The organism is Nitrospira sp., assembly GCA_035968315.1.
In the GTDB taxonomy this organism is placed as follows: domain Bacteria; phylum Nitrospirota; class Nitrospiria; order Nitrospirales; family Nitrospiraceae; genus Nitrospira_D.
Map to the genome: position 1 here is coordinate 833,883 of JAVYIN010000005.1, position 26,465 is coordinate 860,347.

21 protein-coding genes are annotated in these 26,465 nt (G+C 59.7%); 6 read left to right on the forward strand and 15 right to left on the reverse strand.

What is annotated here, in order from left to right:
- Nucleotides 1-2: 2 nt before the first annotated feature.
- The 6 genes from RI101_07625 to RI101_07650 all read right to left on the reverse strand — a co-directional run bounded on the left by RI101_07625 (nucleotide 3) and on the right by RI101_07650 (nucleotide 8,983).
- Nucleotides 3-2,339, reverse strand: a complete 2,337-nt coding sequence (locus RI101_07625) for an ATP-binding protein (protein MEC4889916.1) — start codon at nucleotides 2,337-2,339, stop codon at nucleotides 3-5.
- Entirely contained in the window at nucleotides 2,336-2,884 is a 549-nt protein-coding gene (locus RI101_07630; protein MEC4889917.1) for a YfiR family protein, read from the reverse strand. The genes RI101_07625 and RI101_07630 overlap by 4 nt, the downstream gene beginning before the upstream one ends.
- The gene (locus RI101_07635) at nucleotides 2,884-4,884 is read right to left on the reverse strand and encodes a TonB-dependent receptor (protein MEC4889918.1); all 2,001 of its coding nucleotides are present in this window, start codon (nucleotides 4,882-4,884) and stop codon (nucleotides 2,884-2,886) included. Before RI101_07635 ends, RI101_07630 begins: the two co-directional genes overlap by 1 nt.
- A gap of 648 nt (nucleotides 4,885-5,532) precedes the next feature.
- The gene (locus tag RI101_07640; GenBank protein MEC4889919.1) at nucleotides 5,533-5,811 is read right to left on the reverse strand and encodes a hypothetical protein; all 279 of its coding nucleotides are present in this window, start codon (nucleotides 5,809-5,811) and stop codon (nucleotides 5,533-5,535) included.
- Between the two features lie 95 nt (nucleotides 5,812-5,906).
- Nucleotides 5,907-6,146: a hypothetical protein gene (locus RI101_07645; GenBank protein MEC4889920.1), complete on the reverse strand. Its 240-nt coding sequence runs from the start codon at nucleotides 6,144-6,146 to the stop codon at nucleotides 5,907-5,909.
- Complete coding sequence (locus RI101_07650) at nucleotides 6,143-8,983, reverse strand: FAD-binding and (Fe-S)-binding domain-containing protein (GenBank protein MEC4889921.1); 2,841 nt, start codon at nucleotides 8,981-8,983, stop codon at nucleotides 6,143-6,145. Before RI101_07650 ends, RI101_07645 begins: the two co-directional genes overlap by 4 nt.
- A 106-nt stretch (nucleotides 8,984-9,089) precedes the next feature.
- Between RI101_07650 and RI101_07655 the strand changes: the two genes are divergently transcribed.
- On the forward strand, nucleotides 9,090-10,052 hold the full coding sequence (locus RI101_07655; protein MEC4889922.1) for a D-glycerate dehydrogenase: 963 nt from the start codon (nucleotides 9,090-9,092) through the stop codon (nucleotides 10,050-10,052).
- A 10-nt stretch (nucleotides 10,053-10,062) separates the two neighbouring features.
- Here the strand turns inward: RI101_07655 and RI101_07660 are convergent, their stop codons facing one another.
- Both RI101_07660 and RI101_07665 read right to left on the reverse strand, forming a co-directional pair.
- Nucleotides 10,063-12,006 carry a tetratricopeptide repeat protein gene (locus RI101_07660; GenBank protein ID MEC4889923.1) on the reverse strand — a complete coding sequence of 648 codons (1,944 nt, stop codon included), beginning with the start codon at nucleotides 12,004-12,006 and terminating at the stop codon, nucleotides 10,063-10,065.
- A gap of 138 nt (nucleotides 12,007-12,144) precedes the next feature.
- A complete protein-coding gene (locus RI101_07665) occupies nucleotides 12,145-12,363 on the reverse strand; it encodes a cold shock domain-containing protein (GenBank protein ID MEC4889924.1) in 219 nt (72 codons plus the stop codon).
- 300 nt (nucleotides 12,364-12,663) lie between these two features.
- Here RI101_07665 and RI101_07670 point away from each other — a divergent pair, with 300 nt between their 5' ends.
- The 5 genes from RI101_07670 to lpxD all read left to right on the forward strand — a co-directional run bounded on the left by RI101_07670 (nucleotide 12,664) and on the right by lpxD (nucleotide 17,751).
- Complete coding sequence (locus tag RI101_07670; protein ID MEC4889925.1) at nucleotides 12,664-13,755, forward strand: LptF/LptG family permease; 1,092 nt, start codon at nucleotides 12,664-12,666, stop codon at nucleotides 13,753-13,755.
- A gap of 5 nt (nucleotides 13,756-13,760) precedes the next feature.
- Nucleotides 13,761-14,852, forward strand: a complete 1,092-nt coding sequence (lptG, locus tag RI101_07675; protein MEC4889926.1) for an LPS export ABC transporter permease LptG — start codon at nucleotides 13,761-13,763, stop codon at nucleotides 14,850-14,852.
- An 80-nt stretch (nucleotides 14,853-14,932) separates the two neighbouring features.
- Nucleotides 14,933-16,189, forward strand: coding sequence for a beta-ketoacyl-ACP synthase II (gene fabF / locus RI101_07680; protein MEC4889927.1), 1,257 nt, complete (start codon nucleotides 14,933-14,935; stop codon nucleotides 16,187-16,189).
- A gap of 32 nt (nucleotides 16,190-16,221) precedes the next feature.
- Nucleotides 16,222-16,650 carry a phosphopantetheine-binding protein gene (locus RI101_07685; GenBank protein MEC4889928.1) on the forward strand — a complete coding sequence of 143 codons (429 nt, stop codon included), beginning with the start codon at nucleotides 16,222-16,224 and terminating at the stop codon, nucleotides 16,648-16,650.
- Between the two features lie 3 nt (nucleotides 16,651-16,653).
- Nucleotides 16,654-17,751 carry a UDP-3-O-(3-hydroxymyristoyl)glucosamine N-acyltransferase gene (gene lpxD, locus RI101_07690; protein MEC4889929.1) on the forward strand — a complete coding sequence of 366 codons (1,098 nt, stop codon included), beginning with the start codon at nucleotides 16,654-16,656 and terminating at the stop codon, nucleotides 17,749-17,751.
- A 14-nt stretch (nucleotides 17,752-17,765) separates the two neighbouring features.
- Here lpxD and RI101_07695 read toward each other — a convergent pair whose 3' ends face one another.
- The 7 genes from RI101_07695 to RI101_07725 all read right to left on the reverse strand — a co-directional run bounded on the left by RI101_07695 (nucleotide 17,766) and on the right by RI101_07725 (nucleotide 26,439).
- Nucleotides 17,766-18,284: a hypothetical protein gene (locus RI101_07695; GenBank protein ID MEC4889930.1), complete on the reverse strand. Its 519-nt coding sequence runs from the start codon at nucleotides 18,282-18,284 to the stop codon at nucleotides 17,766-17,768.
- A 181-nt stretch (nucleotides 18,285-18,465) separates the two neighbouring features.
- Nucleotides 18,466-19,566, reverse strand: coding sequence for an HD domain-containing protein (locus RI101_07700; GenBank protein ID MEC4889931.1), 1,101 nt, complete (start codon nucleotides 19,564-19,566; stop codon nucleotides 18,466-18,468).
- Nucleotides 19,567-19,611: 45 nt separating this feature from the next.
- The gene (locus tag RI101_07705) at nucleotides 19,612-20,553 is read right to left on the reverse strand and encodes a hypothetical protein (protein MEC4889932.1); all 942 of its coding nucleotides are present in this window, start codon (nucleotides 20,551-20,553) and stop codon (nucleotides 19,612-19,614) included.
- A 48-nt stretch (nucleotides 20,554-20,601) separates the two neighbouring features.
- Nucleotides 20,602-21,969 (reverse strand): response regulator, encoded by a 1,368-nt coding sequence (locus RI101_07710; protein MEC4889933.1) that lies wholly within the window; start codon nucleotides 21,967-21,969, stop codon nucleotides 20,602-20,604.
- A gap of 39 nt (nucleotides 21,970-22,008) precedes the next feature.
- Complete coding sequence (locus RI101_07715) at nucleotides 22,009-22,452, reverse strand: chemotaxis protein CheW (protein ID MEC4889934.1); 444 nt, start codon at nucleotides 22,450-22,452, stop codon at nucleotides 22,009-22,011.
- Nucleotides 22,446-22,982 carry a chemotaxis protein CheW gene (locus tag RI101_07720; protein MEC4889935.1) on the reverse strand — a complete coding sequence of 179 codons (537 nt, stop codon included), beginning with the start codon at nucleotides 22,980-22,982 and terminating at the stop codon, nucleotides 22,446-22,448. Before RI101_07720 ends, RI101_07715 begins: the two co-directional genes overlap by 7 nt.
- Before the next feature lie 73 nt (nucleotides 22,983-23,055).
- On the reverse strand, nucleotides 23,056-26,439 hold the full coding sequence (locus RI101_07725) for an Hpt domain-containing protein (protein ID MEC4889936.1): 3,384 nt from the start codon (nucleotides 26,437-26,439) through the stop codon (nucleotides 23,056-23,058).
- Nucleotides 26,440-26,465 lie beyond the last annotated feature (26 nt).

Consider the following 26,465-nt stretch of genomic DNA (forward strand, 5'->3'; position numbering starts at 1 on the left):
GCTCACGACCGGCTATCGAGCAGCCGAGTCAGCACGGCCCCCAACTCCTGCAACATGGTGGGTTTCGGAATCGTTTCCTTGACGCCGGCGGCCAGAACGGAGGCCTGCTCGGCCGGCGTGAGATACCCCGAGACCAACACCACCGGCAGCGTCGCGCAAATCTTCATCACCTCGCGCGCCACATCCAGGCCAGAGAGTTCCGGCATATTGTAATCCGTCACAACGGCATCGAAGCCGTCCGGATTGGCGCGGACCAATGCCAGCGCCTCCGCCGGCTTGGTGCAGCCGGTGACCTGATAGCCCTGCGGCTCAAAGAGCGCCCGCACCAATTCCACCAGCATCTCTTCGTCATCCAGATAGAGCAGACGGCAGGTTCGACCAGGACGGGCCGCCTGGGAGGCCTTGGCTGGTTCATGCGCCGGAGCCGGAGCCTCGACGGCCGGAAAGTACAAGTGAAAGGCCGTCCCTTGCCCCTGGGCGCTCTCGACAACAATGGTCCCGTCGTGCCCCTGCACAATGCCATGCACAACGCTCAAGCCCAGTCCCGTGCCCTGCCCGAGCGGCTTGGTCGTAAAGAACGGATCGAAAATACGCGCCATCGTCTCGCGCGACATGCCGCAGCCGGTATCGCGCACCGAGAGGCGCGCATAGCGGCCCGGCGGCAGCGTCACATGCAGGCTGTGCAGCGGCTGAGCCAGCGTGACAGGCGCCAGGTCCACGGTGATGCGGCCAGGATGATCCCCCAACGCATGCCAGGCGTTGGTGCAGAGGTTCATGAGGACTTGATGGAGCTGCGTGCCATTGGCCAGCACGTGCGGCGTGGCCGCATCGACCGTGCTGGTCAATTCAACGCCGGCCGGCAAGGTGGCGCGCAGCAACGCCAGCGCTTCGGTGACGACGGGGGAAAGCGGCAGCACGGTGCGGGATACGTCCTGCTGGCGCGTGAAGGTGAGGATTTGCTGCACAACATGGGAGGCCCGCTGCCCGCCTTCGATAATCCGCGCCAAGTTCGGCCTGGACGGATGATCGTCCGCGCTCTTGGCGCAGGCGATCTCGGCGTTGCCCAGGATGGCGGTCAGGATATTATTGAAGTCGTGCGCGATGCCCCCGGCCAATTGCCCAAGCGCCTCCATTTTCTGCATCTGCTGGATCTGGTCCTGTGAGGCCTGGAGGGCCGCCTCCGCCTCCTTACGGTCAGTAATGTCGTTTCCCACCGTGATCAGGCAGGCCACCCCGTTCAGTTCGATAAGATCCGAGGACACCAGGATGTGGCGCAGGCTCCCGGATTTCATCCGGCAAGTCATCTCGCGATTGAGCACCGGCTTGCCGGATTGCACCTGCTCGATCAGCCGGCGGCGGTCTTCGGGATCAGGCCAGATCCCGAGCATCAGCGTCGTGCGCCCGATCACCTCTTCACGCGGATATCCAAATAGCGCCAAACAGGCGTCGTTCACGTCGATGGTGCGCCCCGTGGCGATTTCGGTGATACCGACCGGATTGGGGCTTGCACGGAACGCTTTCGCAAACTGCTCTTCGCTTTGATCCAATGCCCGTTCGGTCAGCTGACGCTCGGCAATCTCGACTTGAAGCTGTTCGACCGTGTCCCGCAACTGCCGGTCCCGCTCATGAATCTGAGCCAGCATCTCATTGAGGCCGTCCGCCAACAGGCCGATTTCGTCGTCCCCCCGCTTCACGGCTTGCACCGTATAGTCCTTGTCCTGGGACACTCGGCGGGCCACCCGCGTGAGATCCGTAATCGGGCCGGAAATCGATGCCTGCAACCGTGAGGCAATGAAAAATGCCAGGGCAAACGAGACACCCAGTACCCCCGCGCCGATGAGCAACAACGAACGGAGACGCGTCTGCTGCTCAGTGAGATCCGCCCGAATTGCGATGTGGCCAATCACGTCGTGGTCCAGCAAGACCGGCAAATACAGGTCGATGGTGTTTCCCTCGAAGCGCACCTCTTTCTCATCGGTCCGGTACGGCGGCACAACGACATCAGGGCTTCGGCGATACTCGGCGAACAGCAGGCCGGCCTTGTCATAAATCACGGCGGCCACCAGCCGGGGATCGGCGCGCAACGGAATCAGATTTTCCTGGGCGGCCGCGCGGTCCCGGAACGCGAGCGGCGCGGCATTATTGATTTCCAGAACCTTCAACCGAAGCAGCAGATCGCTCGCCAGCGACTGCCGGTACGTCGTCATATCGTAGGTGAGGAATGCGGCGGCGGCGAGCAGCAGGGCGCTGCCAGCAGCCAGCATCGTGATCCAGATCAGCTTCTGTTTAATGGGAAGATGCTGCCACACCTGTTTCATCGTGCGTCCCATCACCGTCATGGCGCCTCGACGATCCGCCCAAGCTTGAGCAACTTCGAGCTGACCTTCAGCTGCGCGCGCGCCGCCGCCTGCGGGCTGATTTCAAACCGCAGTTTGCCGTCTTCCACGAATAGCTTGATGATCCCCCCTTTTTGGATGAACCGATCCGACTCGCCCACCGTGAGAATGGGCAGCGTCTTGGCCAGACTCCCCGCCCATTCGGCCACATCGATAGCCGAGGCCTCCACGAAGAGAACCTGACAGGCACTGGCTTCATCGAGGGAGCGCAGCGACCGCGTCACTACTGTGCGGCCCTGCACCTGCTTGTCTTGCAGCGTCAGACTCGTGGCCTGCATCATGCGCTCGTCGCCGATAACGCAAATCGTAAAGGTCTCCGCCTTACTCGGCAACGCCATTTCCGGCCATTCGACAAACTTGGAAAAATTATAGAGGAATGCTGCCTTGATCTCATACTCCTCGCCGACGGCATGGCCAGGCACCACGGACAGCCACAGTGTGACCAGACCAGCGAACACCACTACGCGCCAGGACGGTTGACGGCCCATCACCATCGCCAGGTTACTTTCCCATAGACGCCGCGCTGAATCTCCGTCGGCGTAAAAGACACGATCCTCTCCCGAAACTCCGGCCGGTGAGGATCCAGCAGGTTTTGCCCCACCAGCGAGATTTCCATTCGAGCCGTTGGTTTCCAGCCTAGCCGCGCATCAAGCGTCACATAGGATGGAATCTGAATCCCCGGCAACCGGTCCACATACCGCGCCCACAGATCGAATTCAGTTCTATGTGGGAGCGACATCAACGATCGAAGCGAGATTTGATGGGCTGGATTCTCACCTGTGGCATTGCCTGCCCCGGTGTCATTAGAACGATCGGTATACAAATGCATATAGAGATAGGTATAGGAGGGCTGAATCCGCCACCACTCGACCGGGCGCCACTCCAGCGAGGCCTCGATTCCGTATGTTTCAGCGCGCAATTTGTTGCTCACATTCAGCGGCAACACCGTGTGGCTGGGAGCTGGGGCAGTTTCTGTAAAGGTTGGTCCGGGTTCGAACGTCCTCAGGTCTTTATAGTTGTTGTAAAACGTGGCGAGGTCCAGGGATAGCGCCGGCGTGATCTGATTGCGATACCCAGCTTCGTATGCCATCATTTGTTCATTCCCGAAACCTCGATCACCCATCACCGCAACCAACGGAGACCGCCCTGTAGGCTGGTTCACACGCACATCGTCCTCTGCCACTGACGGTGTGCGAATAGCCCGTGATACCGCAGTCCAGACGGTTTGACGTTCCGTGGGCGTCCAACGCAATTTGATGCTGGGCTGTACGACAAAGCCGGTGAAATCGTTATGTTCCACTTTCGTGCCGAGCGTGAGCGTCACTTGTTGGGGGATAAGAGTGATGTCATCTTGGATAAATCCGCTCCAGAGGCTAAAGAAGCGGGTTTTCGGGTTATAGCTGGAACCGAGAAGATCTGAACTATTGTCCGTTAGGTTGTTCACAAACCGATAACCGAGCCCCCAGATGACATTTTGCCTGACGCCCAAAGCTGCATGGTGCTGGAAGTTAATATCGGCCGTGTCGGTCTTGATCCACTGACGACCATTGTCGAGCTCAAGCCGGTCGTAATAGGCTTGAAGGATCAGGCCTGACGTCGGAGAAATCTTATGGGTCCAACGCCCCAGAAGATTGCCTCCAGTTGCCAGGGCCTTGAAATCGAAGGCCTGAGTGAATGGCGTGGTAAGAATGGGCAAGGTCGTATTTTCTCGGTATCGCTCGGAATAGTAATCTCCCTGGAGAGTAAACGCATCTCCGTTGTTGGCAGTATGGTCCATCCGCATCCCCGCGCGGCCTTGCTGCCACCGGTCAGTTGCGGGGTCGCCTGTGCGTGTCGCTTGATCGTCACGCGCGAAGAATTTGCCATAGACACGGAGGTGCGTATCGTCTGATAGCGCGGCTCCATAGCGCATGCCGGTAAAACCGCGTTCTTCGGTACCCGCGCCGCCTACAAACAGGCCACCCTGGGTATCCTTCGCCTTTTTTGTAATGACGTTGATAACCCCGTTGACGGCATTGGATCCCCAGAGTGTCGCCCCCGGTCCGCGAATGACTTCGATGCGCTCGATATCTTCGAGCAGCGTATCTTGAACGTCCCAATACACACCCGCGAATGTGGGCGTATAGACCGTGCGGCCATCGATGAGGACGAGCAGCTTATTGGCAAATCGTCCGTTAAAACCCCTCGCGGAGATCGCCCACTTATTGCTGTCGATTTTGGCAACCTGCAGCCCCGGCACCATCCGAAGCGCTTCGGGAATGGAGGTTGCGCCGGAACGACGGATATCCTCCTGAGTCAACACAAACAGCGCAGCGGCAGACTGTGAGAAGGGCTGCTCACGTTTGCTCACGGACGTCACCGGCAAGTCCATCAGTTCCTCGAGGCTAAGCTCGGCAAGATCGACTTGATCGGCGGCAGGTGGCACTATATTGGCCGCCAGAATGGGCAGCGGGCGCAGGAGCGCCGCGAGACCCAGAACAACCACCATAACGACACGTCCATACCTGTGGCTGTCCTGGCATTTCCAGGGAACAATCAACCCCATTATCAATCTCTTATATGCTTAATCCCCGTGAGAACATTCCGATCATTCCCATGGCATGGTTTTTCGCTGGCGACACCCGCATAACAAGTCCGGAATAGTCGCGCCCACGAGTCAGGACTCGGCCAAACGCCAAAATACAGGGAGATTAATTCGTTATCAAGATTTTACCTACTTATGGCTATAGCCTTATATCCCTATTTCGACCATTCTTTCACAAGTACGCTAACCGAACCCAAACCGTATTTCGCGCATGGCGCGACGTTCAGCCGTCAACGTTTTCCCCGCTTCCTACCATCGCCAGATCACTTTTCCATAGAAGCCGCGCTGAACTTCCGTGGGACAAAAAAGACCGTTCGCTCCCGATACTCGGGCCGGCGAGGATCCAGCATGTCTTCCCCCACCAGCGACACTTCCATGCGAAATGTCGGTTTCCAGCCTAGGACAACTCACGGACAAATCAGGTCATCACATACGAGAGAACGGGATGTTTGCGATCACATGGAGGGAGGCACGCGTAATCCGATAAGTACAGTGATCGACGGCCACAAGAAGGACCATCGGAGGGAAATGGCACCATAGCGGATGCAACCGTTACATGGGGATGTCTCTCGTCCCATCGTAGGCGTTGTTCGACTGGAACGAGACCTTAATGGTGTCGCCGCTCTTCACGGCCGTGTCTTCGGTGCCGACTTTCTTGTTCACCGTGATGAGCGCTTCGCGGCTGGCAATAAACCGGAGCAGCGGGCCCAGTTGATCAGGATTGGCCTCGATCAATTTCCTCACCGTCGTCACTTCGCTCGTCTCAATGTAGAACTCATTCTCCCCCACGGCCTCTAGGAGCGTCCTGCCGAATACCAGTACGGTTACCATATCAATCCTTGTCGGTCGTTATATTGTCTATCTGGTCTATTCGGTCGGTCGGTCTGTCTGGTCTGTCTAGTCTTTTTCGTCTGTCTGGTTCTCTGTCACTGGCCCCTCGCATGACACCGGAAACAATCCTGACGCTTGGGATGGCGGTCCGGAAGCGGCTTGGCGGCACCGGCCTGGTGGCACGTCACACAATCCTTTTCAACCACGATAGCCTGATGCTCCGCATTCTTGGGAATCACGGGGTTGCGATCCTTCGGCGTCGGCAATAACGACACACCCACCACGACCGCCACGGCAAACAGCACGAACAACCAATCGACTTTTCTCAGTTTCATCTCGGCGTCGCTTTCTGACCATCAGCCGCTTCGTAGGATTCTTGGAGAAGCTGTGCCACATGCTTCACGTCGGCCTTGCCCTTCAAGCCGTGCTTCAATTGAATCATGCAGGCCGGGCAGCTCGTCGCCACGACGTCAGCCCCCACCTGATCGATCGCCCGCGCTTTCCGCTCGAAGATCTTCTGCGACGTGTCGTAATCCTTCACCAGGAACGTCCCGGCCCCTCCGGCGCAGCGATCGGCATCGGGCATCTCGGCATACTGCACCCCAGGCAAGGCCGACAGAATCTTGCGCGGCTCCTTCGTCACACCCGCGGCGCGCAAATGACAGGACGAGTGGTAGGTCACACGTGTCGTCCCGCTCGCCGCCGCGGCCATGGCAGGATGTGCGGAGGAACGGCTGACAAATTCCGCGATATGCACCACTTTCTTGGCCAGTCCTTCCGCCTGCCGCCGCTCCTCCCCCTCCTCAAAGAGGGCCGGATAGTCTTTCAACATCAGCGTACAGGAGGCACAGCCTGTCACAACGGTGTCGTATGAAGCAAACGAGACGAGGTTGAACCGCGCCCCCTCCCGCGCCAGGTCCTGATGCCCGTAGGTTTGCACCGGCGTCCCCGAGCAGCGCTGCGGCGGGAGCGCCGGCTCGACGCCGTGTTTGCGCAAGACCGCAATCACCGCATCGCCCACCCCGTCGTCGAAATAGTTCGCGGCGCAGCCGTGAAAATAGGCAACCCCACCAGCAGGCTTTGCGCCAGCCTGTGGAATGAGGTCCGCATGCCGGTCGCGCAGGTGGCGCGACGCCAGCCTGGGCAGGAGCAAGTCGTGCGGCAATTTCGCCGTCGGCGCGAGCAGTTTCATCACAGGATTCGAAACCCATTCCAGAATCTTCCGGACCAGTGGCCGATCCCACAGCAGCTGAGTGTGCCCCAACAGCCGCAGCAAGGCCCCGAAGGGCTCCCCCTTCGCCTGCCAGCGGAAGATCCACCCGGCCAGCCGGTTGGGATGCTCAGCCCGTTTCTTCAAAATGAGGTCCGACACATCGACGCCAGCCGGACAGGCCGTGCGGCAGGACTTGCAGTTCAGACAGGATTCCACCACCCGCTTTGAGTTGAGATAGCTGTAATCCTTCGACGTGACGATCTCAAACCAGCCCCGCGAGCTCATGTCCTCCGATTGGAACACATCGTAGACCGGGCAGACGGCATTGCACTTGGCGCAGGTCGCGCAGGACTTGGACAACCTGGTGTAATCGATGTGTTCGGTAAAGGAGGCCTCGCTGATCTTGATGCCGGGATTGAGCACGCCACTGGGATCAAAACTCTTTTTGACCTGGACAAAGAGGTTGTAGAGATCGTCGCCAAACATCTTCCTGACATACTCGGCGCGAATCCGTCCGTCGCCATGTTCGCCGCAGATGGACCCGCCAAAGCGATTCAGAACGGCTCCATGAATCTCATGATACCCCTGAACCATCTTTTCGAAGTCATTGGAATCATTCACATCGAGGAGAGGAACGATATGCGCGTTTCCATTGCCGATATGCCCGAAAATCGCCACCGGCACCTGCTGCCCCGCGAAGAACTCTTCCAGATAGCGGATCAATTCGCTGATCCGATCCGCCGGCACCACCACATCGTCCACGAAATTGATCGGCTTCTTGCGCGGATCGAATCGATAGAGCGTGGGATACAAGGCCTTGCGCGCCTTCCACAATTGCTCACGCTGCTCCGGATCGAATGCCAGCGTCAGGTCAGCGGCCAGGCGGAAGGGCCGGCAGACCGCCGCCATGCGTTCCGCCTGTTCCTGGAGATCAACATCCACGGAATTGGCATCCAGCTCGGCCAGCAAGGTGGCGGCCGCATCGGCGGGGATGCCGTGTTTTACCCGCCCGATCAGTTCCAGCGTATTGGCATCCATCACTTCCAGCGCGCTCGGCTCCAGCGCGAGCAACGCCGGTACCGCCGCCCCCACATCCTCCAAATGCCGGAAATGGATGAGCGCGGTCAGCGTGGCCTTCGGCTTCTCAACCAGACGAAGAGTGGCTTCACTCACAACACCGAGCGTGCCCTCGCTGCCGACAAACAGCTTGGGCAGATCAAACTCCCCCTTTGCCAGCCCATCGACCAGCCCAAATACATTATAGCCGCAGCTATTCTTGCTGACCGTCGGGCGCTTGGCTGAAATGGCACCAGCCTGCCCCTGCACCAGGCTCAAGACCGTCCGCAACGCCGGGCTGGAGGCCAGCAGCCCCGTCAACACAGGATCGTTCAGCGCGTAGGCCTTCGCCTCCAGCCACGTGCTGGATTCGAGACAGACCCGCAGCCGGGACACATTGTCCTTCACGGCCCCATACCGCAACGTATGCGGCCCGGCTGAATTATTGGCCAGCATGCCGCCCAGCTTGCACATGTCGCCGCTGGAGGGATCAGGCCCAAAGAGCAGCCCCTGCCGCGCGAGCTGTTTATTCAACTCCGCCAGGACAATCCCCGGCTGCACCCTGGCCCAACGCTCGTCCTGATTGACTTCGAGGAGGCGATTCATGCGGGACACGTCCAGAATGATCCCGCTACCGACCGCCGATCCGGTGAGATTGGTCCCGGCAGCGCGCGGTGTCAGAGGAATGCCGCGTGACACGGCATAGGTCACCGTCGCGGCAATATCCTCTTCCGACTCCGCCAGCACCACCGCCTTAGGCTCCATGCGATAGATGCTGGCATCCACGGCATAGGCCGTTTTGGTCGGGAAATCGTCTTTGACCTTGTCGGCTCCCAGCGCCGCGCGCAGATCGGCGGCAATGGCGTGGGAGCGGTCTGGGAGAATGAGAGTTGGTGCGCTCATAAAAGATCGTGGCGCATTCTAGACGGTCCCAGAGAGAGAGAACAAGTCAGCGGTTGTTGCGGGAACCACGATTCCCGTACAATGCGGCCTCGCTCACGAGGACACGATGCCGCTTCCCTCACTGTATATCACTCGACTGCTCCCTGCACCTATCATGGAGGCGATCCGTACCCGCTATGCGCTGGTCTCGGAACCGCGCGAGGGTGACATTCCCACCGCCGAGGCCATGCGGCGCGGGTTTGCTGATGCCGATGCGGTCATCTGCACGCTGGCGGACCCGATCACCGACGAGCTGTTCGCCGCAGCGCCACGGCTCAAGATCGTGGCGAACTATGCTGTCGGCTATAACAACATCGACGTCGCCACCGCCACGCGGCGCGGCATCGTGGTGACAAACACCCCGGAGGTGCTGACCGATGCGACCGCCGATCTGGTCTGGGCCTTGATGCTCGCCGTGGCCAGGCGCGTGGTCGAAGGCGATCGCTGGGTCCGCACAGGGCAATGGCCAGGCTGGGCTCCGACTCAAATGCTGGGCACCGAGGTTGCCGGAAAAACGCTGGGCATCATCGGGATGGGGCGCATCGGCCAGGCCGTGGCACGGCGGGCGTCTGGATTTGACATGCCGGTGCTCTATGCGAGCAGACACAAGCTGCCTCACAGCGCGCTCTATACCGGATGGACACGGGCTTCGATTCGGCAGGTCTTTGAACGGTCAGACTTCTTGTCGCTGCACGTGCCCCTTACCGAATCGACCCGCCATCTGATCGGCGCCAAGGAGCTGGCCCTCATGAAACCCGGTGCCATCCTCATCAACACGGCGCGCGGCCCGGTGGTCGATGAGGCCGCACTGCTGGCGGCGCTGCAACAAGGAACGATTGCTGGTGCCGGACTGGATGTGTATGAGCGGGAACCCACCCTACAGGCTGGACTCGAACAACTGCCGAACGTGGTACTGCTGCCCCATTTGGGGTCTGCGACACAGGACACCCGGATCAAGATGGGACTGATCTGTTTGGAGAATATTGCCGCAGTGCTGAGCGGATGCGCACCGATCAACCCGGTGCACTAGACGCTCTCAACTAGCTCGCGATACGAAATTCGGCAGGGGCCTGGAGACACTTTTCCCGAAGCGATTCCAACCGCTTGGGAACATCGTGGAAGGAGGGGATCGTCTCGTAGGTCTGCGCAGCCTGTTCCCACAGTGACTCCACTTCATACAACCGGCCGAGCTCATACCGAATCGCTTGGCCCTTCGCCCCCTGACAGCGCGGATCCGAAAGGGCCGCCTCCAGCCCTCGAATCGCCTGGCGATACTGCCGCTGCTCCTTCATGCAGACGGCCGTCATGAGACAGGCGTCGAGATAAAAGGAATCGGAGGCTTTCGCGATGTACAACTCGTCCAGGGCGTCATCGTAGAGCCCCATGTTCTTATAGGCCACCCCCAGGGTGTAGTGCGCCTCGTAGTCCGGCTCGCTCTGCGGCGGCGCGGCGGCCTCAGCCGACACAACAGCGAGGGACACCGGTTCCACAACTGAAATCACCGACAGCTCCTCGACAGGTGGCACCACAAGAACTGCTTCTTCTAACGCCTGTGCCACGACTGGCGCAACCGTATCGGTCGCGGCCAGCGTCTCGCATTCAATGGGATCGGGAGGAGGCGCCAGATGATCGAACGAAGGCGCCGCAACGCCCCGCGCATCAACGACCGCATCAGGAACGGCCCCAACGAGGGAGAAGGTCGATTCATCCGAAGCGGCCGCTGACACGGGAACACTTGAACAAGGCTCCGGTTCGGTTCCGGCCGCGGCGGCCTCCGTCGGTTGAACGGCGGATTCAGCCACAGGCTCGCCCGCTATCTTCGCCGACAACCGGGCCACCAGCGCCGATCCTGGGGCGAGGGCTTTGACCTTCTCAAACAACTCCTCATGCAAACTCTCCATCCCCGGCTCGGGATGGGCCAAGAGCAATTCGACGGCCTTGGCATATTGCTCCGCCGCGGCTGCCGCCTCCCCTTTTTCCTCGCACAACTCCGCATAGAGCTCCAGCAAGGGAACCGAATTGGGCTCGGCCGCGAGAAACTCCGCGATCAGGGCTTCGGCCAGGGGATACTCTTGCGCGCGCAACGCGGCCCCGGCCAGAAACCGATATTCACCGAGCGCCACCTGAATATCGCCGCGCAGCAAATGCAGCCGGGCGAGCAGCTGGCAGACTTGCGGATTCCCCGGTTCTCTGGTGAGCAACTGATTCAGAATCGCCTCGGCCCCGGCATATTGCTGTTCATCCATCCGGCGGGTCGCTTCGGCCAGTAGATCCAACGGCTCCGTCGACTTAGCCGCCAAGGTCACCGGCCGGCCGGAAGCCTCCGCCTGCAACGATGGCGCCCCGCCCTTGGCCGCACTTTCCACAAATTGCGCGGCTTCGCTATTCTTCGGATCGATCCGCAACACGGCCAAGTAGGCATCTTTCGCCTCATTGTACAGTCCCTGGGCGGATCGCTCCCGGCCCAGCTGGAGATACACCTTGGTGGCTTCATCCTGCAGATTTTCCTGCAGACAGAGTTCGGCCACACGCTGTTGCGCATCCAGATTGGAGGGATCCTGGCTCACGATTTTCTTGTAGATGTCGAGCGCGTCCTTGCTCTTCTGCGCCTTGAGGTAATGCTTCCCCAAGGTCTGATAGTCCTGGACCGCGCTGCTGATCAAACCCCGTTCGGCATTGAGATCGCCCAGATGACGATAGACCTCATAACAGGTGGGATCGACTTTGAGGACCTTCTTGTAGGTGGCGATCGCTTTTAGGGTGGCGCCTTCGGCTCGGAATGCCGCGGCCGCCTGGAGAAAGGCCGTCACGGCTTCGGCAACGCCGTTTCGCTTGAGATAGAGATCGCCGATGGAGTTGTGCACACTCCCGTCGTTTGGCACCTCCTGTGCGAGCTTTTTCCACTCGGCAATAGCCGCATCAAACTGGCCGCGAGCGGCCAGCGATTGTGCGCTGTGCAATACCTTGCTACGGTCGAGAGCCAAATGTCGCTCCTTAGACAGGAATACGCAAACGCTAACAGTCTCCCCCCAGTTTGTAAACGAAAATGGCAAAAACAAAGGGCCTGCCTCCCCCAAGGGAAAGACAGGCCCCATGAAATTCCGGCACTGCGCAGGGCGGGATTACGATGCCGCCACGGCAGCCTTCAGCACATTGGCGGCTTGCGGCCCCTTGGCGCCTTGGACGATATCAAATTCGACGTTCTCGCCTTCCTTCAGCGTCTTGAACCCATCGCCTTGCAAGGCCGAATAATGGACAAACACATCGTCGCCGCTATCGAGGCGGATAAATCCAAACCCCTTCCGGTCGTTGAACCACTTCACCGTTCCTTTTGTCTTCACAATGCCCCCCTTTCCTCAATGACCACGCATAGTTGCGCAGCCGGCCGGATAAGCCGTAGATGGACTCGAACACAGGCGATGAAATGTAATGGCAATTCGAGGAGAAGACTGGACGGGACCCTGCAGGAAAAAATACATCACTCGCGGAACCCATCGGTAAAATGAAAATCGCGCTGGAAGTAACATAGCAATTCACCCTTGTCAAGCAATTCTTCCGCGCGCATAAGATTTCCCCTGCGGTTTACAAGGCTGGGCGACTTCCCTATAGTGACGGAACAGTTCCCATTGACGATGACACCTGTGATTCTACGAACCCTGCTCGACCGCTATATTTTCACCGAACTGCTCTCCCCCTTTGGGCTGAGCCTCGGCGCCCTGTGCTTCGTCATGCTCACCAGAGAGCTGCTCCGCCTCGTCGAACTCCTGGTGTCCAAGGGAGTCGGCCTTTGGGCGGTCATGAAAGTCTTCGCCACGCTGCTGCCGTCCTTCTTGGTCCTGACGCTGCCCATTGCCGGCATCATTGCCTCGATTACGGCCTTTGGACGCCTCTCCTTCGACAAGGAGCTCGTCGCCATGCGCGCGGCGGGATTGAGCCTCTTCCGCCTGACCCAGCCGGTCCTCCTGTTCGCCATCTCCGTGTTTGGCTTGACCCTGCTGCTCTCTCAATGGGGGCAGCCCTGGAGCTCGCTCAATCTCAAGAAGGTCGCGCTGAACCTCTTGCGCGATCAACTCGTGCTGGCGCTCGAACGCGGCACGTTCAACGAACCGATCCCGAATGTGATGATCTATATCCCCGACAGCCAATCAGGGCAGCCCGCTCCGGGCATTTTCGTCTCGGACGAACGGGTGCGCGATGAACCGCGCATCATTGTCGCCGAACACTACGAGGTCCTCATGGACGCCGAGCACGAGCAAGTCGCGCTCCGGCTAGTCAATGGGGTGATTCATAGCCGTCCGGATGTCGTCGATCAATACCAGCAAGTCTCGTTTACGAATTACGATTTGAAGATGAACCTGAGTCAAAGCGGCTATGCCGCGACCGAAGAACGCCCCACCTACGCCAGCATTCTGGCAACATTGAATGCGACCCAATGGAAGGATCAACAGGCCTTGCGCCGCCTGATGGAGCACTATAAAGATCTCGCCTTCCCGACGGCGTCGCTGGTCTTCTGCCTGATGGGCGTGCCTGTCGGCATTGTCTCCAAACGCTCGGGCCGCATGGGGGGATTTGCCGTCGGCGTCCTGATTGTCGTGGCCTATTATATTTTGAACATCGCCTGCGAATTTCTCGTGACCACGCTTTGGATCTCCCCGTTTGCCGGCGCCTGGCTGCCGAACGGGCTGTTCACGCTGCTCACGATCGGACTCTTCTGGAACATGAGCCGCCAATAGCCGTTATGACGATTCTCTTCCGCTATATTCTCCGCGAATACGCCAAGATTTTCCTCATGTGTTTCTCCGGATTGATGACCATCTATCTCGTCATCGACTTTTTCGAAAAAGTCCGCCGGTTCCTGCGCTATGACGCCAACATGCTCGACGTGCTGACTTACTTCGCGCTCAAAACGCCGGCCATCTCGTTCCAAATCTCGCCGCTGGCCATCTTGATGGCCACACTCCTGACACTGGGCCTCTTCTCCCGCAACAATGAAATCACCGCCATGCGCAGTTGCGGCATCAGCCTGCCGTGGATCGCCTCTCCGTTCCTGATCTTTGCCACGGTCATCTCCCTCATCCTGCTCAGCTTCAGCTCGACCGTCATCCCGCTGGCATCCGAAAAAGCGGAACAGATTCGCCTGGTCAACATCGAGAAAAAGCCCGCGCCCTCGACGGTCAAACCGGCACATCCATGGGCGAGAACCGACGCCAACACCTTGATGCATATCTCCGAGATCGAAATCGGCGGGGCTATCCTCCACAACGTCCATCTCTACCACTTGCAGAATGGATTCCGGCTGGACCGGATGACGGAAGCCGCCACGGCGCAATACGGTCCGGAGGGGTGGATGCTCTCACAGGGCAATCAACGCCGCTTCAATCCGAACGGCACGGTGGCGCTGATCGAGTTCACGCAACAGCCCATCGATCTCTCCCTGATTCCCGACGACTTTACGACCTGGCTCGCGGGAGAGTCCGACACGATGACGGTCCGGGAAATCCGGCACTACCTTGCCCGCTTCAAAGACGAGGGGTTCTCCTTCGCCCGTCTCCGCACGGACTATTACGGACGCCTGGCCTTCCCCTTCGTCGCCATCATTATGGTGATCGTCGGGATCGCCTTGAGTCTGCGCCGGAGCGGCGTGCGCGGAGGCAGCATGGCCATGGGCATCGGCCAGGCCTTCGTGGTCGGCTTCTGCTACTGGACGACCCATTCCATCGCCATCGCCTTGGGCCGGGGCGGCGCGCTGGAGCCCATGCTCGCCGGATGGATGGCCAATCTCCTGTTCGCCAGCTTCGGCCTCTATCTCCTGCTCAAAGTTCGCTATTAAGGGCGGGGGAATCGGTTGACTGCGTGCGGACCTTCCGGTAAGTAAAGACTGGTGGCTATGTCTCACAAGGAGCTCATCGCGTGGCCGTTCGTGTGGTAATTACCGGGCTTGGAATCGTCTCCCCTATTGGAATCGGCGTGAGCGCCTTTTGGAAAGCCGCATTGGCCGGCCAATCGGGCATTTCGGCGATCACCTCGTTCGACCCGTTTCCCATGGATGGCTATCGCTCAAAGGTGGCCGGACAAATCCATGACTTTTCCCCTGCACTCCATATCGGCTCGCAACAGGGCGACCGCGTGGACCGCTATGCCCAGTTTGCCCTCGCGGCCAGCCGCGAAGCCATTGCCGACTCCAAGCTGCGCATCGACAAAGAGCCGCCGCACCGTGTCGGCGTGATCGTCGGAGCCGGGATGGGCGGAATGGTCATGGGCGAGCGCGAGATCACCCAACTCTACGAGACTCACAAGCCACACCGCGTGCACCCCAACTTCATTCCGACGATTACCTTGAATTCCGCCTCGGGGATTGTGGCGATGGCCTCCGGTGCGAAAGGGCCAAATCTCACGATTTCAACGGCCTGCTCATCCAGCGCCCATGCCCTGGGCCAGGCGCTGCAATGCATTCGCGCCGGCCAAGCCGATGTCGTCATTACCGTCGGCGCCGATGCCAGCATTACCCCCCTTGTTTTTGCCGGCTTTTGCTCGATGCGCGCCCTATCCAGCAAGTTCAATGACCAGCCGCAACGCGCCTCCCGTCCATTCGACCGGGGGCGGGACGGATTCGTGATGGGCGAAGGCGCAGGCGCACTGATTGTCGAATCACTGGCCCACGCGAAGAAACGGAAAGCGGCCATCTATGCCGAACTCTCCGGTTACGCCGCCACGAGTGAGGCGTACCACATGGTCATTCCCCGTGAAGACGGCGAAGAAGTAGCCACGACCATGAAGCTGGCCTTGAAGGCCGCCGACGTGAGCCCTTCAGAAGTGGACTACATCAACGCCCATGCCACGTCGACCACTATCGGCGATGCCGTCGAAGCGAAGGCCATCCGCAGCCTCTTCAAGAGTCGAGCGGATAAGATTGCCATCAGTGCCACAAAATCCCTGGTCGGACATACCTTGGGCGCGGCCGGCGCCATTGGCGCCATCGCGACGACCTTGGCGATTCAGTCAGGCCACATTCATCCCACGGCGAACTATGATGACCCCGACCCAGACTGCCAACTAAGCGGCATCAGCCGCTCACCCCAAGAGCGCACGATCAGAGCCGCGTTGCTCAATGCCTTTGGGTTCGGCAGCAACAACGCCGCCGTGGTGCTCAAATCATTCAAAGCCTAGCAAGCCCCTGCGGCGAAGAAGGAACCACCACCATGGCCGACCAGACGATCGTTGACAAGATCACGCAGGCTCTCGCAGCCTACCTGAAACGGGATGCCGCCACGATTCACGCCGCTCACCATTTGCGCGACGACCTTGGGCTCGACTCGATGGCGGTGATCGAACTCCTCTACAAAATCGAAGAGACCTTCGACCTCCAAATCCCTGACCAGGATCTTTCGGCCATGACAACCGTGGGATCGGTCGCGGCCTATGTGGAGAAGCGTCTGGCTCCAGCCTCCAGTACTCCGGCAGCCTCCCCCAAACCGGCTCCGACCAAACGCACTCCGGCAGCCAAACCCACATCATCCTCGACCAAGAAGACTCCGGCGGCCAAGCCCACATCTTCCAAGGCCAAGAACGCTCCGTCCGCCAAACCGAAACACGCACCGGCTAAACCCGCATCGAAAAGGAAGGTCTGACCGATGGCTGCCTCAACTCCATCGATTCAGCTGACACTCGCGCAAGTCCATCAACTGGTGGGTGGCGAATTACACGGCGATGGGAATACCAGGCTCACCGGCCTCGCCGGCCTGGGCGAAGCCACTGCACACTCGTTATCCTTCGTGGCCAACGATAAAGCCGGCAAAACACCCGGCGCGAGCCACGCCGGCGCCCTCTTAGTCCATCGCCATCTCGCAGAGCTTCCTGTGCCTCAGATCGTGGTCGCCAATCCTCAGCTGGCGTTTGCGCAGACGGCTCAAACCTTCTTCGTCCCTTCTGCCCCCCCGCGAGGCATTGCCGCGGATCTGGTGCGTGGTACAGCGGTTGAGCTCGGCGCCGACGTCTCCATCTGGCCCTTCGTCTCGCTGGGAGATCGTGTCAGGATTGGAGCCAGAGTGACCCTCTATCCGGGCGTCTTTGTCGGCTCGGATTCGACCATCGGCGACGATACGATTCTCTACCCCAATGTCGTTGTGCGTGAAGGCTGTTCGATCGGCGCCCGAGTCATTGTCCACAGCGGAACGGTCATTGGATCGGATGGATTTGGCTACGTCCAGCATCAAGGACGCCACCATAAGATCCCACAACTGGGCGGCGTGACGATCGAAGATGATGTGGAATTGGGCGCGAACGTCACGATCGACCGGGCGACCCTGGGACAGACCGTGATTCAAACCGGCACCAAGGTCGATAACCTCGTGCAGATCGCCCATAACGTCACGGTGGGCGCGCACTCCATCGTCGTGGCACAGGTCGGGATTGCCGGCAGCACGACGATCGGCCGGCATGTGATGATCGGTGGACAAGCAGGCCTGGCGGATCATTTATCGATCGGCGATCAAGTGATGATTGCGGCGCGCGCAGGAGTGAACCGCAGCTTGGAGCCGAATCAGATCGTTTCCGGCGCGCCGGTGATGCCGCATGAAACCTGGATGAAGGCCCAGGCCGTGATTCCCCGGCTTCCCGAACTCCGGCAGTTGGTGAGAAATCTGGAGCAGCGTGTCGCAGAGCTGGAAGGAAAACTCGCGCTGGCCACGCAGCCGGCGCCGAAAAAGCCCGCTCGCCGATCACCGCGATAAGAATGTCGCGCCACTCAGACTCGGCCACGCCAGAAAAACAGCCTCGCCCAATAGAACCCCGCCCATGGCAGGAGCAAGGCCGGTACCGCATCCACCTGGCCCATCATGGCCGCAAACCAGGATGATCCCAAGATCATGCCCGTTCCAACTGTGTACGCAACGGGAATGAGCTGCCGGCCCTGATGGTCGATGACCGGAAGATCCGGATCTTTTTTAACCTTACTCCCCTTCTTCGCCGTAGCCGACCGCATCCTGGCCGCCAGCACCTCGGGAAATTGCGCCAGCAAGAACTGGTGATAGCGTGTCTGCACGATGCCCATCACCACGCCGAGAACAATCAGCCCCGTACTCTGGTAAAACGTGCCCCACGTATAATTGTCTGTCGCAAGCAGCTGGTATCCCAGCCCGCCCACGCCTCCGACCATGCAAATCAATCCCACAATCCCAGACGGAAGGAGAATGTAGGACTTCACATAATCCTGCGCGTGCTGCGCAATCTGTTCAGGCCGCGGCCTGGCAATCAATTTCGACACAATATCCTCACTGCAAGACGATACCGATAAGGGAATTGGGACGGGCCTGATTATAACGATCCTGAGACGATCTTGAAACCGTTCATCTTGAAGAGTTCGGAAGGCTGGACTGGAGAGGGAGAAAAGATCTGACCTGACGGGTATTCCGTCGATGAGTACAAGGATAGGTACGGGAAAAGACTCAGAACACCGTGGAGCCTTCCTGGCTGAGCGGTTCCTGAACCGGCTCCGCAATAGGCTGGTCCGGCTCCTCCTGCGCACACGCCTCTTGGGTTTCCACGGCACCCTGAATGGCCGACGCAATGATATCGAGACTCTCCAGCAACGCAGTAAACCGATCCGAACCCATGCCAGGCTGGACAGAATCTCCCCCATCGACAGCATGAGGCTCCGGGGCAAAGGTAACACGTCCAACAACGGGAAAGCTCAGCGCTTCAATGACCCCCACGAGCGGGGTCAAACTCAAATCAACCTGACGGTTCGCCGCGCCATCTTCCGACCCAGCTTCATCTACCTTTACAATTGGCCGTAGCGGATAGCGCGGGTTGACGCCCACAACCAACCCGGTTTCTCCGGTCGTCAATCGAACCGTAGTGCCCAGCGGGTAGACCGATAACTGTTCGACCAGGGCTTTCACGATCTCTCTCGGGAACGTCATCCGCTCTGCCACCATCAACTCTTGAATCGCCACGTGCGGAAGCATGCGGCGCCGATAGGGCCGCTCGCTGATCAGCGCATCGAAGACATCCGCGACTCCAATGATCTGCGCCATTTCGCTGATTTGCCGGCCTCTCAGCCTATTGGGATACCCTAAACCGTTCGAACGTTCATGCGCCTCTCGAACCACCTGCGCCAGCCACAGATACTCAGGGCCGGCCCGCTTGATGACCTCGTAACCCAGTTCCGGATGCTGTTCGATCAGCATCCGTTCATCCGGCGTCAGACGCCCCTCCTTCGTGACAAGTGACTGCGGCACAGCACACAACCCGATATCGTGAACAAGCCCGGCCACGGCCAGACGCTCCAACTCTGTACCGAAATATCCCAGCCGCATGCCCATTTTGGTGGCCACAATGGCCACATTCAGCAGATTCGTCAGGACGGGATCACCGGAAGGGCTTGATAACGCCACCACCGTCAATGCCTCGTTCCGCTTCAGCGACACCACCAACTCCGTCGCCAGCGACGTCACGCGATCAAGACACACGACCTCCTGGCGTTGAATCGCCAACGCCAATCGCCCCAATTCATCTTCGGCTTCGCGATACCACGACATCAACATCCGATCCCTTCTCTCCATGCTCTTGCCAGCGGACAGGCTGGCTGTCTAGGCGGCTGGCAACAGCGCGTTGATCGCTCCCCGCTCAGCACGCCCGGCCTCCACCCATTCCTGCATGGCGCCTAACATGCTCCGAAGCCGCTGCTCCACCGTCTCAAACTGCCTGGGATTCGGCAACACACGCCGCTCCATCACAATCGTCAGAAAACTCTTCAAACCCAGGAAAAACGTCATTGCCTGAACGGCATTGACCTGCTGCGAAGCCGACCACAGCGCACCCACCCGGTCAACTAACGCCTGCCATTCGCTGACGGGATTCTGGCCTGGCCCCCTCAACTCTCGATTCATCTGTGCCACACCCTCGGCCACCATCGGCCCCTGTTGCTGGACCACGCCCAAAAACATCTGCTCCGCATCGGCCACGCGTGTAAGGAACTCCCGCAGGGAGTTCGTATCGCATTGCGACACGCCCGTATTGACCAACCCTTCGACCTGCGCAATGACTGTCCGCGTCACGTTACGCGCCACCTCATCCGCCCCGGTCTGGCCTGACAGCAAGCCTTGCAGCGCCGCCAATAAATCCGACGTGGCCATCGTAGAGGGAACCGCCTCCGCGCTCGCGGAGGACTCGGCATCGAAGGTGACTCCGGTCGCATGAGTGAGCGCACCGTGAATCTGTCCGAGTTGTTTACAGAGAGCCAGGAACGCACTGGCAGATAACGCTACCGCGGGATTCTCGACCGCCTCGACAAAGGGCAAGGCAGAAAAACTCGCCTGTTCGACCCCTGTGAGATTGATGGTGGCAGCCGACCCTCCCAGATTGGTGAGGCCGGCCTTGATCGTTTGGGCCAGTTTTATATGCCGGTCTGCCGGCGGCCCTTGCTGCAACTCATCCAGCGCGACATGAATTTGCTGCAACCACTCTTGCGCTTCCTGCACAAAAAGGGTGATCAGCTCCTTCTGAAACTCATCGTCTGCATCGACGGACATCGTGCACAGTTCCTTGCGACGCACAACTAGACTGACAGGCGCAGCTGCTCAGGACCGCCCTTTGCCATGGCCCAACTGTGAAGCCAACCCTGCGATCTCACCGAGTTTTCTGGCCATGTCTTCAAATCGTTTTGTTGCCTGCTCAGCGGCATGTTCGGCTTCCGCCACTCGCCGGGTCAGCAACCCGTTCCGGTCCCGCTCCGTCGAAAGAAGCCCTTCGACCTCCTGCATCTTGGCCGCAGCCTTTTCCAGCTCCTGAATTTTTGCAGCCCCCGCGCTGACCTTCTGATTCGTGTCCGCCACAACCTGCTCAAGCTCCGCAACCCGCGCAATACTGCGTTCAGCCGTCGCCAACCGAGCACTTAACTCCCCGACACGCGCGCGCTCAGTCGTCAACGCGGTCTCCGCGGCTTTCGCCTGCAATTCACAGTCCGTTGCGCGATGTTCCTCGCGAGCCAGGCGGGTTTCCAGCTCCTTGGCACGAGCGGCCCCTTTTTCCAGGGTCGTTAATTGCTGCACCAATTGCGCCGCCGCTTCACGTTCGGCATGCAGCGCTGCTTCCAGCTCCGCGACCTTGGCCGTCGTCTTTTGAAAGTCAGCCAACTGCTGGCGATATTGCTGCGCCGCCGCCTGTTCATCTTTCAATGCCGATTGCAGCTCCTCCACCTTTGTCCGGACTTGCTCGCCCGCCGCCACCTGCTCCTGCAAATTGGCAATCTGCTGTTGCGCCTGGAGCAAGGCCGCCTCCAGCGATGCGGCCCGCTCAGACAGCACACTCAGTTCAGACGCTTGCTGCCGCTCAACCTGCACCGACCCTTCCAACTCCCGGACACGTCCTGCCACAGCCTCCAGTTCAGCCACCCGCCTGGCGAGTTGCTCTGCCCGATCCCGCTCGGCCGACAACTGCGCATCAACTTGCTGCGCTTGAGCCACGGCTTCCTGATACGCAGCCAATCGCTCAGGGGTAATCCAGGGAGTCCTTCCGGATTCTACCGGAGCGGCCGCGCTTGCCTCAGAAACAGAGGCAACCGGCGCGGCGGCCTGTGCGTGACGTTTGGCAATGAGTTCCAGCACCCGATCTTTGAGCGAGGTGCCCTGAAAGGGCTTCTTGAGCACGCCATTGGCATGGCAGGACTCGGCCTGCCTTGTGACTTCCTCGTTGACAATACCTGAAATCAAGAGAACCGGCGTCTCTGCCAACGCGGCATTCCCCCGGACAAACGCGCACACTTCGTATCCGCTCTTATCCGGCATGATGACGTCCGACACAATGACATCCGGCAGCTCTTTCGCGAGAAACGCCAATGCCTCTTCTCCATTCGCGGCCAAGGTGACCCCCAACCCGGCCTCAGTCAGCAGCCGCTCCGCGACTTTCCTGACTGCGATACTATCGTCCGCCACAAGAATCTTCGGCATACCGACTCCCTTCTACCGCCATCCCGCATTCAATTCGGCTTATGCATTGCCCAATCGCGCAAGAGAAATAATGGGAACCTCTTCGAACCCCACGAACACGCTCTCCACGGCTGGGACATCCTGCCCCCGATACGGATGCACTGTTCCCGTATCAGGCATATGGAGACTGGGCATTTCCTCATCGATGCAAATCGCCATGGCGCCTCCCGGCTGTTTCGCCAGTAAACACAGGGCCTGCTCTCCTTGCACCGTCACACGCAGCAATTGCGCGAGATCGAATACCGGAAACACCCCACGGTCCTGCCGTACCACCGCCGACACAAACGGGGTCAGACTGGGAATCGGGAAACTCCCCTTCCAAGCTGAGATACCGCCAATTTCCTCGGTCTTGACCGCCAGCCGGCGTCCGCCTACGGTAAACATCAGGAGGTGACAAGAACGGGAGGCCGCCTTCTGTTGCCGCCCAACCGCGCCCCTTAGCATGACGGGCCTCCTCCAATCGCCAGCGATGCCGCCTTCGACATGAGTGGCTGCCGATGCCCCTGGGACACACTCTCCGGATACGCCACGGCATACGCCCCATCCAAGAGCCACTGCGTATGAAGCACAACGGACACGCCCTCACTCAATGGCAGCAGCCCTACATACCAGCTCCGCTCCGGTCCACGAAACTGATGGGGAAGGGGAAGCACGTGTCTGCGCTCGCACTCGACAAGGCCGTGAACACAAGCCACTCGCACGCTGGCGCGCACGGTGCCCTGGGACAGCAAGATCACTCTCGTATCCGGACTATCGGCCTCGCGTGAAAGCCCCAGCCGGCTGGCCAAATCCATTGGTGCGTACACCTGGCCTTGAACCGTCAGCGGCCCATCCGATCCACCCTCCGCCATCGTCAGCAGGCCTTCAATCGTTTCCGCAGAGACGGCAACCTGCACCCCGCCAAGCGTCGCGATGAGATAGCGATCCAACGCCACCCGCGAGCGAGCACCCGCTTGACGCCCCCGCAAACTCATGACGCCGCCTCATTGGCCATCTCTCTTCGCCTCTCTGTCCGGACCAGATGATACCGTGGCATCTTGCACCCTGCTAGCGGACAATCTGCGCCTGCCCCACCCATCGCTCGACCTCTTGCAGCAACGCTCGTTCTTCCACCGGCTTGGCAATGTAGGCGCTGGCCCCGATATTGATCGCCATCTGACGGTGTTTGTCGCCCGCACGCGTGGTCATCACGACCACCGGCGTTTGTTGAGTCTGCGCCCGGCTCCGCAAGGCCTGGATCACTTCAAAGCCGTTCAGCTTCGGCATTTCAAGATCGGTAATAATTAGCCGGTAGAACTGTGCAGAGGCCTTCCTCAAGCCATCCTCGCCATCCACCGCCGTGTCTACCTGATAGCCGGCATTTTCCAGCATGCGGCCCACGAATTTGCGAATACTGAGCGAGTCGTCGATCAGCAGAATCGGCGCCACGGCCTTCTCGTCGGACGCCGCGGCCTCCCTGCTCTCATACTCCTCGAGCAAGGCCGTTTCTGCCGCCGTCGTCACCGCAAGCGATTCTTTCGTTTCACGGGCAAACAGGCGGCCCGGATCGATCACCAAGACAACCCGCCCTTCCGGATCGATCGTCGCGCCGCCAAAGAACGAACGTTCCATCGGCTTCAACGAGCCCAGCGTCTTGATGACGATTTCCTGGCGTCCCAGCAACTCATCGACGGCCAGCCCAACCGGACCCGCCATCGTCCGGACCACGACCACGGGCATGCTGCTGTCCACCGTTCCGGCCTCACGGCGCAGCAGATGGCGCAGCGCATAGAGATCCACCGCTTCGTCACCGATATGCAACATGGCGCGGTCGCCCATATGCTGGAGTGATGTGGCGGTCGGCATCGTCACTTCCCGCACATTCGGCAACGGAATCGCATACCGCTCGGATCCCGCGCGCACCAGCAATGCCGTGGCAATGAGAAGGGTCAGCGGCAAATCGAGCGTGAATTTAGTTCCGACGCCGGGAAGCGATTCGACATCGATATGCCCGTTCATGCCTTCGATCACACGCTTGACCACATCAAGCCCTACGCCGCGTCCGGCCTGATCGCCCACTTTGTCGGCGGTGGAGAATCCAGGGGCGAAAATGCACTTTAAGACTTCGCCGTCCGGCATGGATGACGCCTGCTCAGCCCGCACTAACCCCAGCTTCACCGCTTTATCCCGAATCTTTTTGAGATCGAGCCCCGCGCCGTCATCTTCCACTTCGATGATGATCGAGTTTCCGCGATGGGCCGCGTGCAAATACACCGTCCCGACCGCCGGCTTGCCCTTGGCCAGACGGTCCGCCGCAGACTCGATGCCGTGATACACAGCATTGCGCACGAGATGCACCAAGGGATCAACCAGCCGCTCCACAATTCCGGTGTCCACTTCAGTGTGTTCACCCGACGTCACTAAGGAGACCTCTTTCCCGGATGCCCTGGCGATTTCACGAATCGCGCGACGGAATCGGGTGAACGGCGTGCCAACCGGCACCATACGGGCACGAGCGATTTCATCCCGCATGCCCAAAGTCAGCTGTTGCAGCTGGCTCATGTCGTCGTGCGACCGGCGAATCGATCCGCTCAATTGCGACATCGACTCGGTAATATCCGCGGTCACCTCGCTGATCCGGCGAGCCAGGATGTTGAAATCATCGTATTTATCGAGCTCCAAACTCCCGAAATCGCTCAGCCCTGGAATCCCTGGCTCGCCCGACACGGCTGGATAGGTGGGTGCCGTGGGAAACGTAAACGTATGCTTTTCTTCGAACGATTGGACAGCATCGACCAGCCGGTTCTTACAGCCCAAGACCTGTTGAGACAATTGCTCTAACACTCGCAATCGCTGCTCTAACCGGCCGCGTCCGATCACCAGCTCGCCAACCAGATTCAACAGCCGCTCCAACCGTTCCCGGCTGACACGAATGACTTCACGATCCTCCGCCGTCTTCCCATCGGCCGCCTTGCCCTGCGATGGCCCCTCCTGGGATCCCGTGGGCTGGGGCGTTGGGAGCACGAGCGATTCAACCGCCGCCGGCTGCACCGCTCCGGTTGGAAGTTCGCCCTGATGAAGGTATTTCAATTCGGCCAAAGCCTTGGCAAACCGCTGTTGCGTCGTGGCCAGCATCGACGGATCACGCCGCATGAGCACGCGCACCACGTCGATCGAACGGAGCAGGAGATCCGTGTGGCCCGGCAAGACCGCCATTTGCCCGTCACGCACCGCTCCCATGAAGTCTTCCACATGATGCACAAGATCGCCGATCGATTGAAAACCGACGGTATAGGCGGACCCTTTTAAGGTATGGGCGGTGCGGAACAATTGGTTGATAAGTTCCGCATTTTGAGGATCCTTATCAAGCTGGAGGAAATTGGCTTCGAGCGATTCCAAATATTCTTGGGCTTCCGGCGCAAAATACGACAAGACTTCGGAGTCCAGCTGGGGAATCAAATACTCCGCTGACAGGGCCGGTGGGGGATTCTCCGGCATCGTCACAGGCGACAGCGCCGGCTTCTCCGTAACAGACGAGGCCGCGACGGCGGGTGCGATCGGAAGAGCCATCACTACCGCTTCCCCATCGCGAATCTGCCGCAACAGGGTGATGGTCGACGGGACCTCCTGCTGAAGCCGTTCAAGCTGGCTGGGGTCCCGGCGAAGCAATACACGAATCGTGTTCACCGCGCGCGTCATCCCCTCAAAGAGTTCATCATTCAGCTGGCGCCGTTGCTCCCGCACCGCGCCCATGCATTCTTCCATGGGATGCGACAAATCACCGATCACGGTAAAGCCGACCGTATATCCGGACCCCTTGAGGGTATGGGCCGTCCTGAAGAACCGGTAAATGGCCTCCTCGTCAGCCGGACGCGCCTGCAATCCACGGATCAAGCTGTCGATCGTGTCGAGATACTCCACGGCCTCCGGCACAAAATATGACAAGACCTCCTCATCCAAATCGGGAATCAAATACTGCCGGGACAGTGGCGAGGCCTCGCTACTCGCAACGGGTTCAGACACCGACTGAGGCGCGGAGACCCCTTGCACAATGGCATCATCAGGAAGAAATCCTGAGGACACGGCCAAACAGCGTTCAACCGTGACCTGATCCTCTCCCCCGCCTTGCCCAATCACGTCGAGCTGCAACTGCACCCCTTGCACAATCTCCCGCATCGCCCCCACGGCCCGGACCCACTCGGCCTCCAGGATGGACCCTGCCTGCTCGCAGAGGGATTCAAGCCGTTCGCCCAACTGAGCGATTCCCGCATACCCGTAGAGTGCAGCCGCACCGCGAATACGATGCGCCACGATATATTGTTCCTGAAGCTGCTGCGGGGTGGGAACCGTTCCGTCTGCGGGATGGAGCGCGGCCTTGAGCATGGCCATTCCATCCGACGCTTCAGCCAGAAAGATGCCGATCAGATTCTCTTGATCGAATTCCGCGCTCATCCGAGTCCCCCTCTTACCCGGAGAAC

Bases quoted from the DNA above. Each gene is read 5' to 3' on its own strand.
- RI101_07625 (MEC4889916.1), bottom strand. From the start codon at position 2,339: ATGACGGTGATGGGACGCACGATGAAACAGGTGTGGCAGCATCTTCCC.
- RI101_07630 (MEC4889917.1), bottom strand. From the start codon at position 2,884: ATGGGCCGTCAACCGTCCTGGCGCGTAGTGGTGTTCGCTGGTCTGGTC.
- RI101_07635 (MEC4889918.1), bottom strand. From the start codon at position 4,884: ATGGTGGTTGTTCTGGGTCTCGCGGCGCTCCTGCGCCCGCTGCCCATT.
- RI101_07640 (MEC4889919.1), bottom strand. From the start codon at position 5,811: ATGGTAACCGTACTGGTATTCGGCAGGACGCTCCTAGAGGCCGTGGGG.
- RI101_07645 (MEC4889920.1), bottom strand. From the start codon at position 6,146: ATGAAACTGAGAAAAGTCGATTGGTTGTTCGTGCTGTTTGCCGTGGCG.
- RI101_07650 (MEC4889921.1), bottom strand. From the start codon at position 8,983: ATGAGCGCACCAACTCTCATTCTCCCAGACCGCTCCCACGCCATTGCC.
- RI101_07655 (MEC4889922.1), top strand. From the start codon at position 9,090: ATGCCGCTTCCCTCACTGTATATCACTCGACTGCTCCCTGCACCTATC.
- lptG (MEC4889926.1), top strand. From the start codon at position 13,761: ATGACGATTCTCTTCCGCTATATTCTCCGCGAATACGCCAAGATTTTC.
- RI101_07685 (MEC4889928.1), top strand. From the start codon at position 16,222: ATGGCCGACCAGACGATCGTTGACAAGATCACGCAGGCTCTCGCAGCC.
- lpxD (MEC4889929.1), top strand. From the start codon at position 16,654: ATGGCTGCCTCAACTCCATCGATTCAGCTGACACTCGCGCAAGTCCAT.
- RI101_07700 (MEC4889931.1), bottom strand. From the start codon at position 19,566: ATGTTGATGTCGTGGTATCGCGAAGCCGAAGATGAATTGGGGCGATTG.
- RI101_07705 (MEC4889932.1), bottom strand. From the start codon at position 20,553: ATGTCCGTCGATGCAGACGATGAGTTTCAGAAGGAGCTGATCACCCTT.
- RI101_07710 (MEC4889933.1), bottom strand. From the start codon at position 21,969: ATGCCGAAGATTCTTGTGGCGGACGATAGTATCGCAGTCAGGAAAGTC.
- RI101_07715 (MEC4889934.1), bottom strand. From the start codon at position 22,452: ATGCTAAGGGGCGCGGTTGGGCGGCAACAGAAGGCGGCCTCCCGTTCT.
- RI101_07720 (MEC4889935.1), bottom strand. From the start codon at position 22,982: ATGAGTTTGCGGGGGCGTCAAGCGGGTGCTCGCTCGCGGGTGGCGTTG.
- RI101_07725 (MEC4889936.1), bottom strand. From the start codon at position 26,439: ATGAGCGCGGAATTCGATCAAGAGAATCTGATCGGCATCTTTCTGGCT.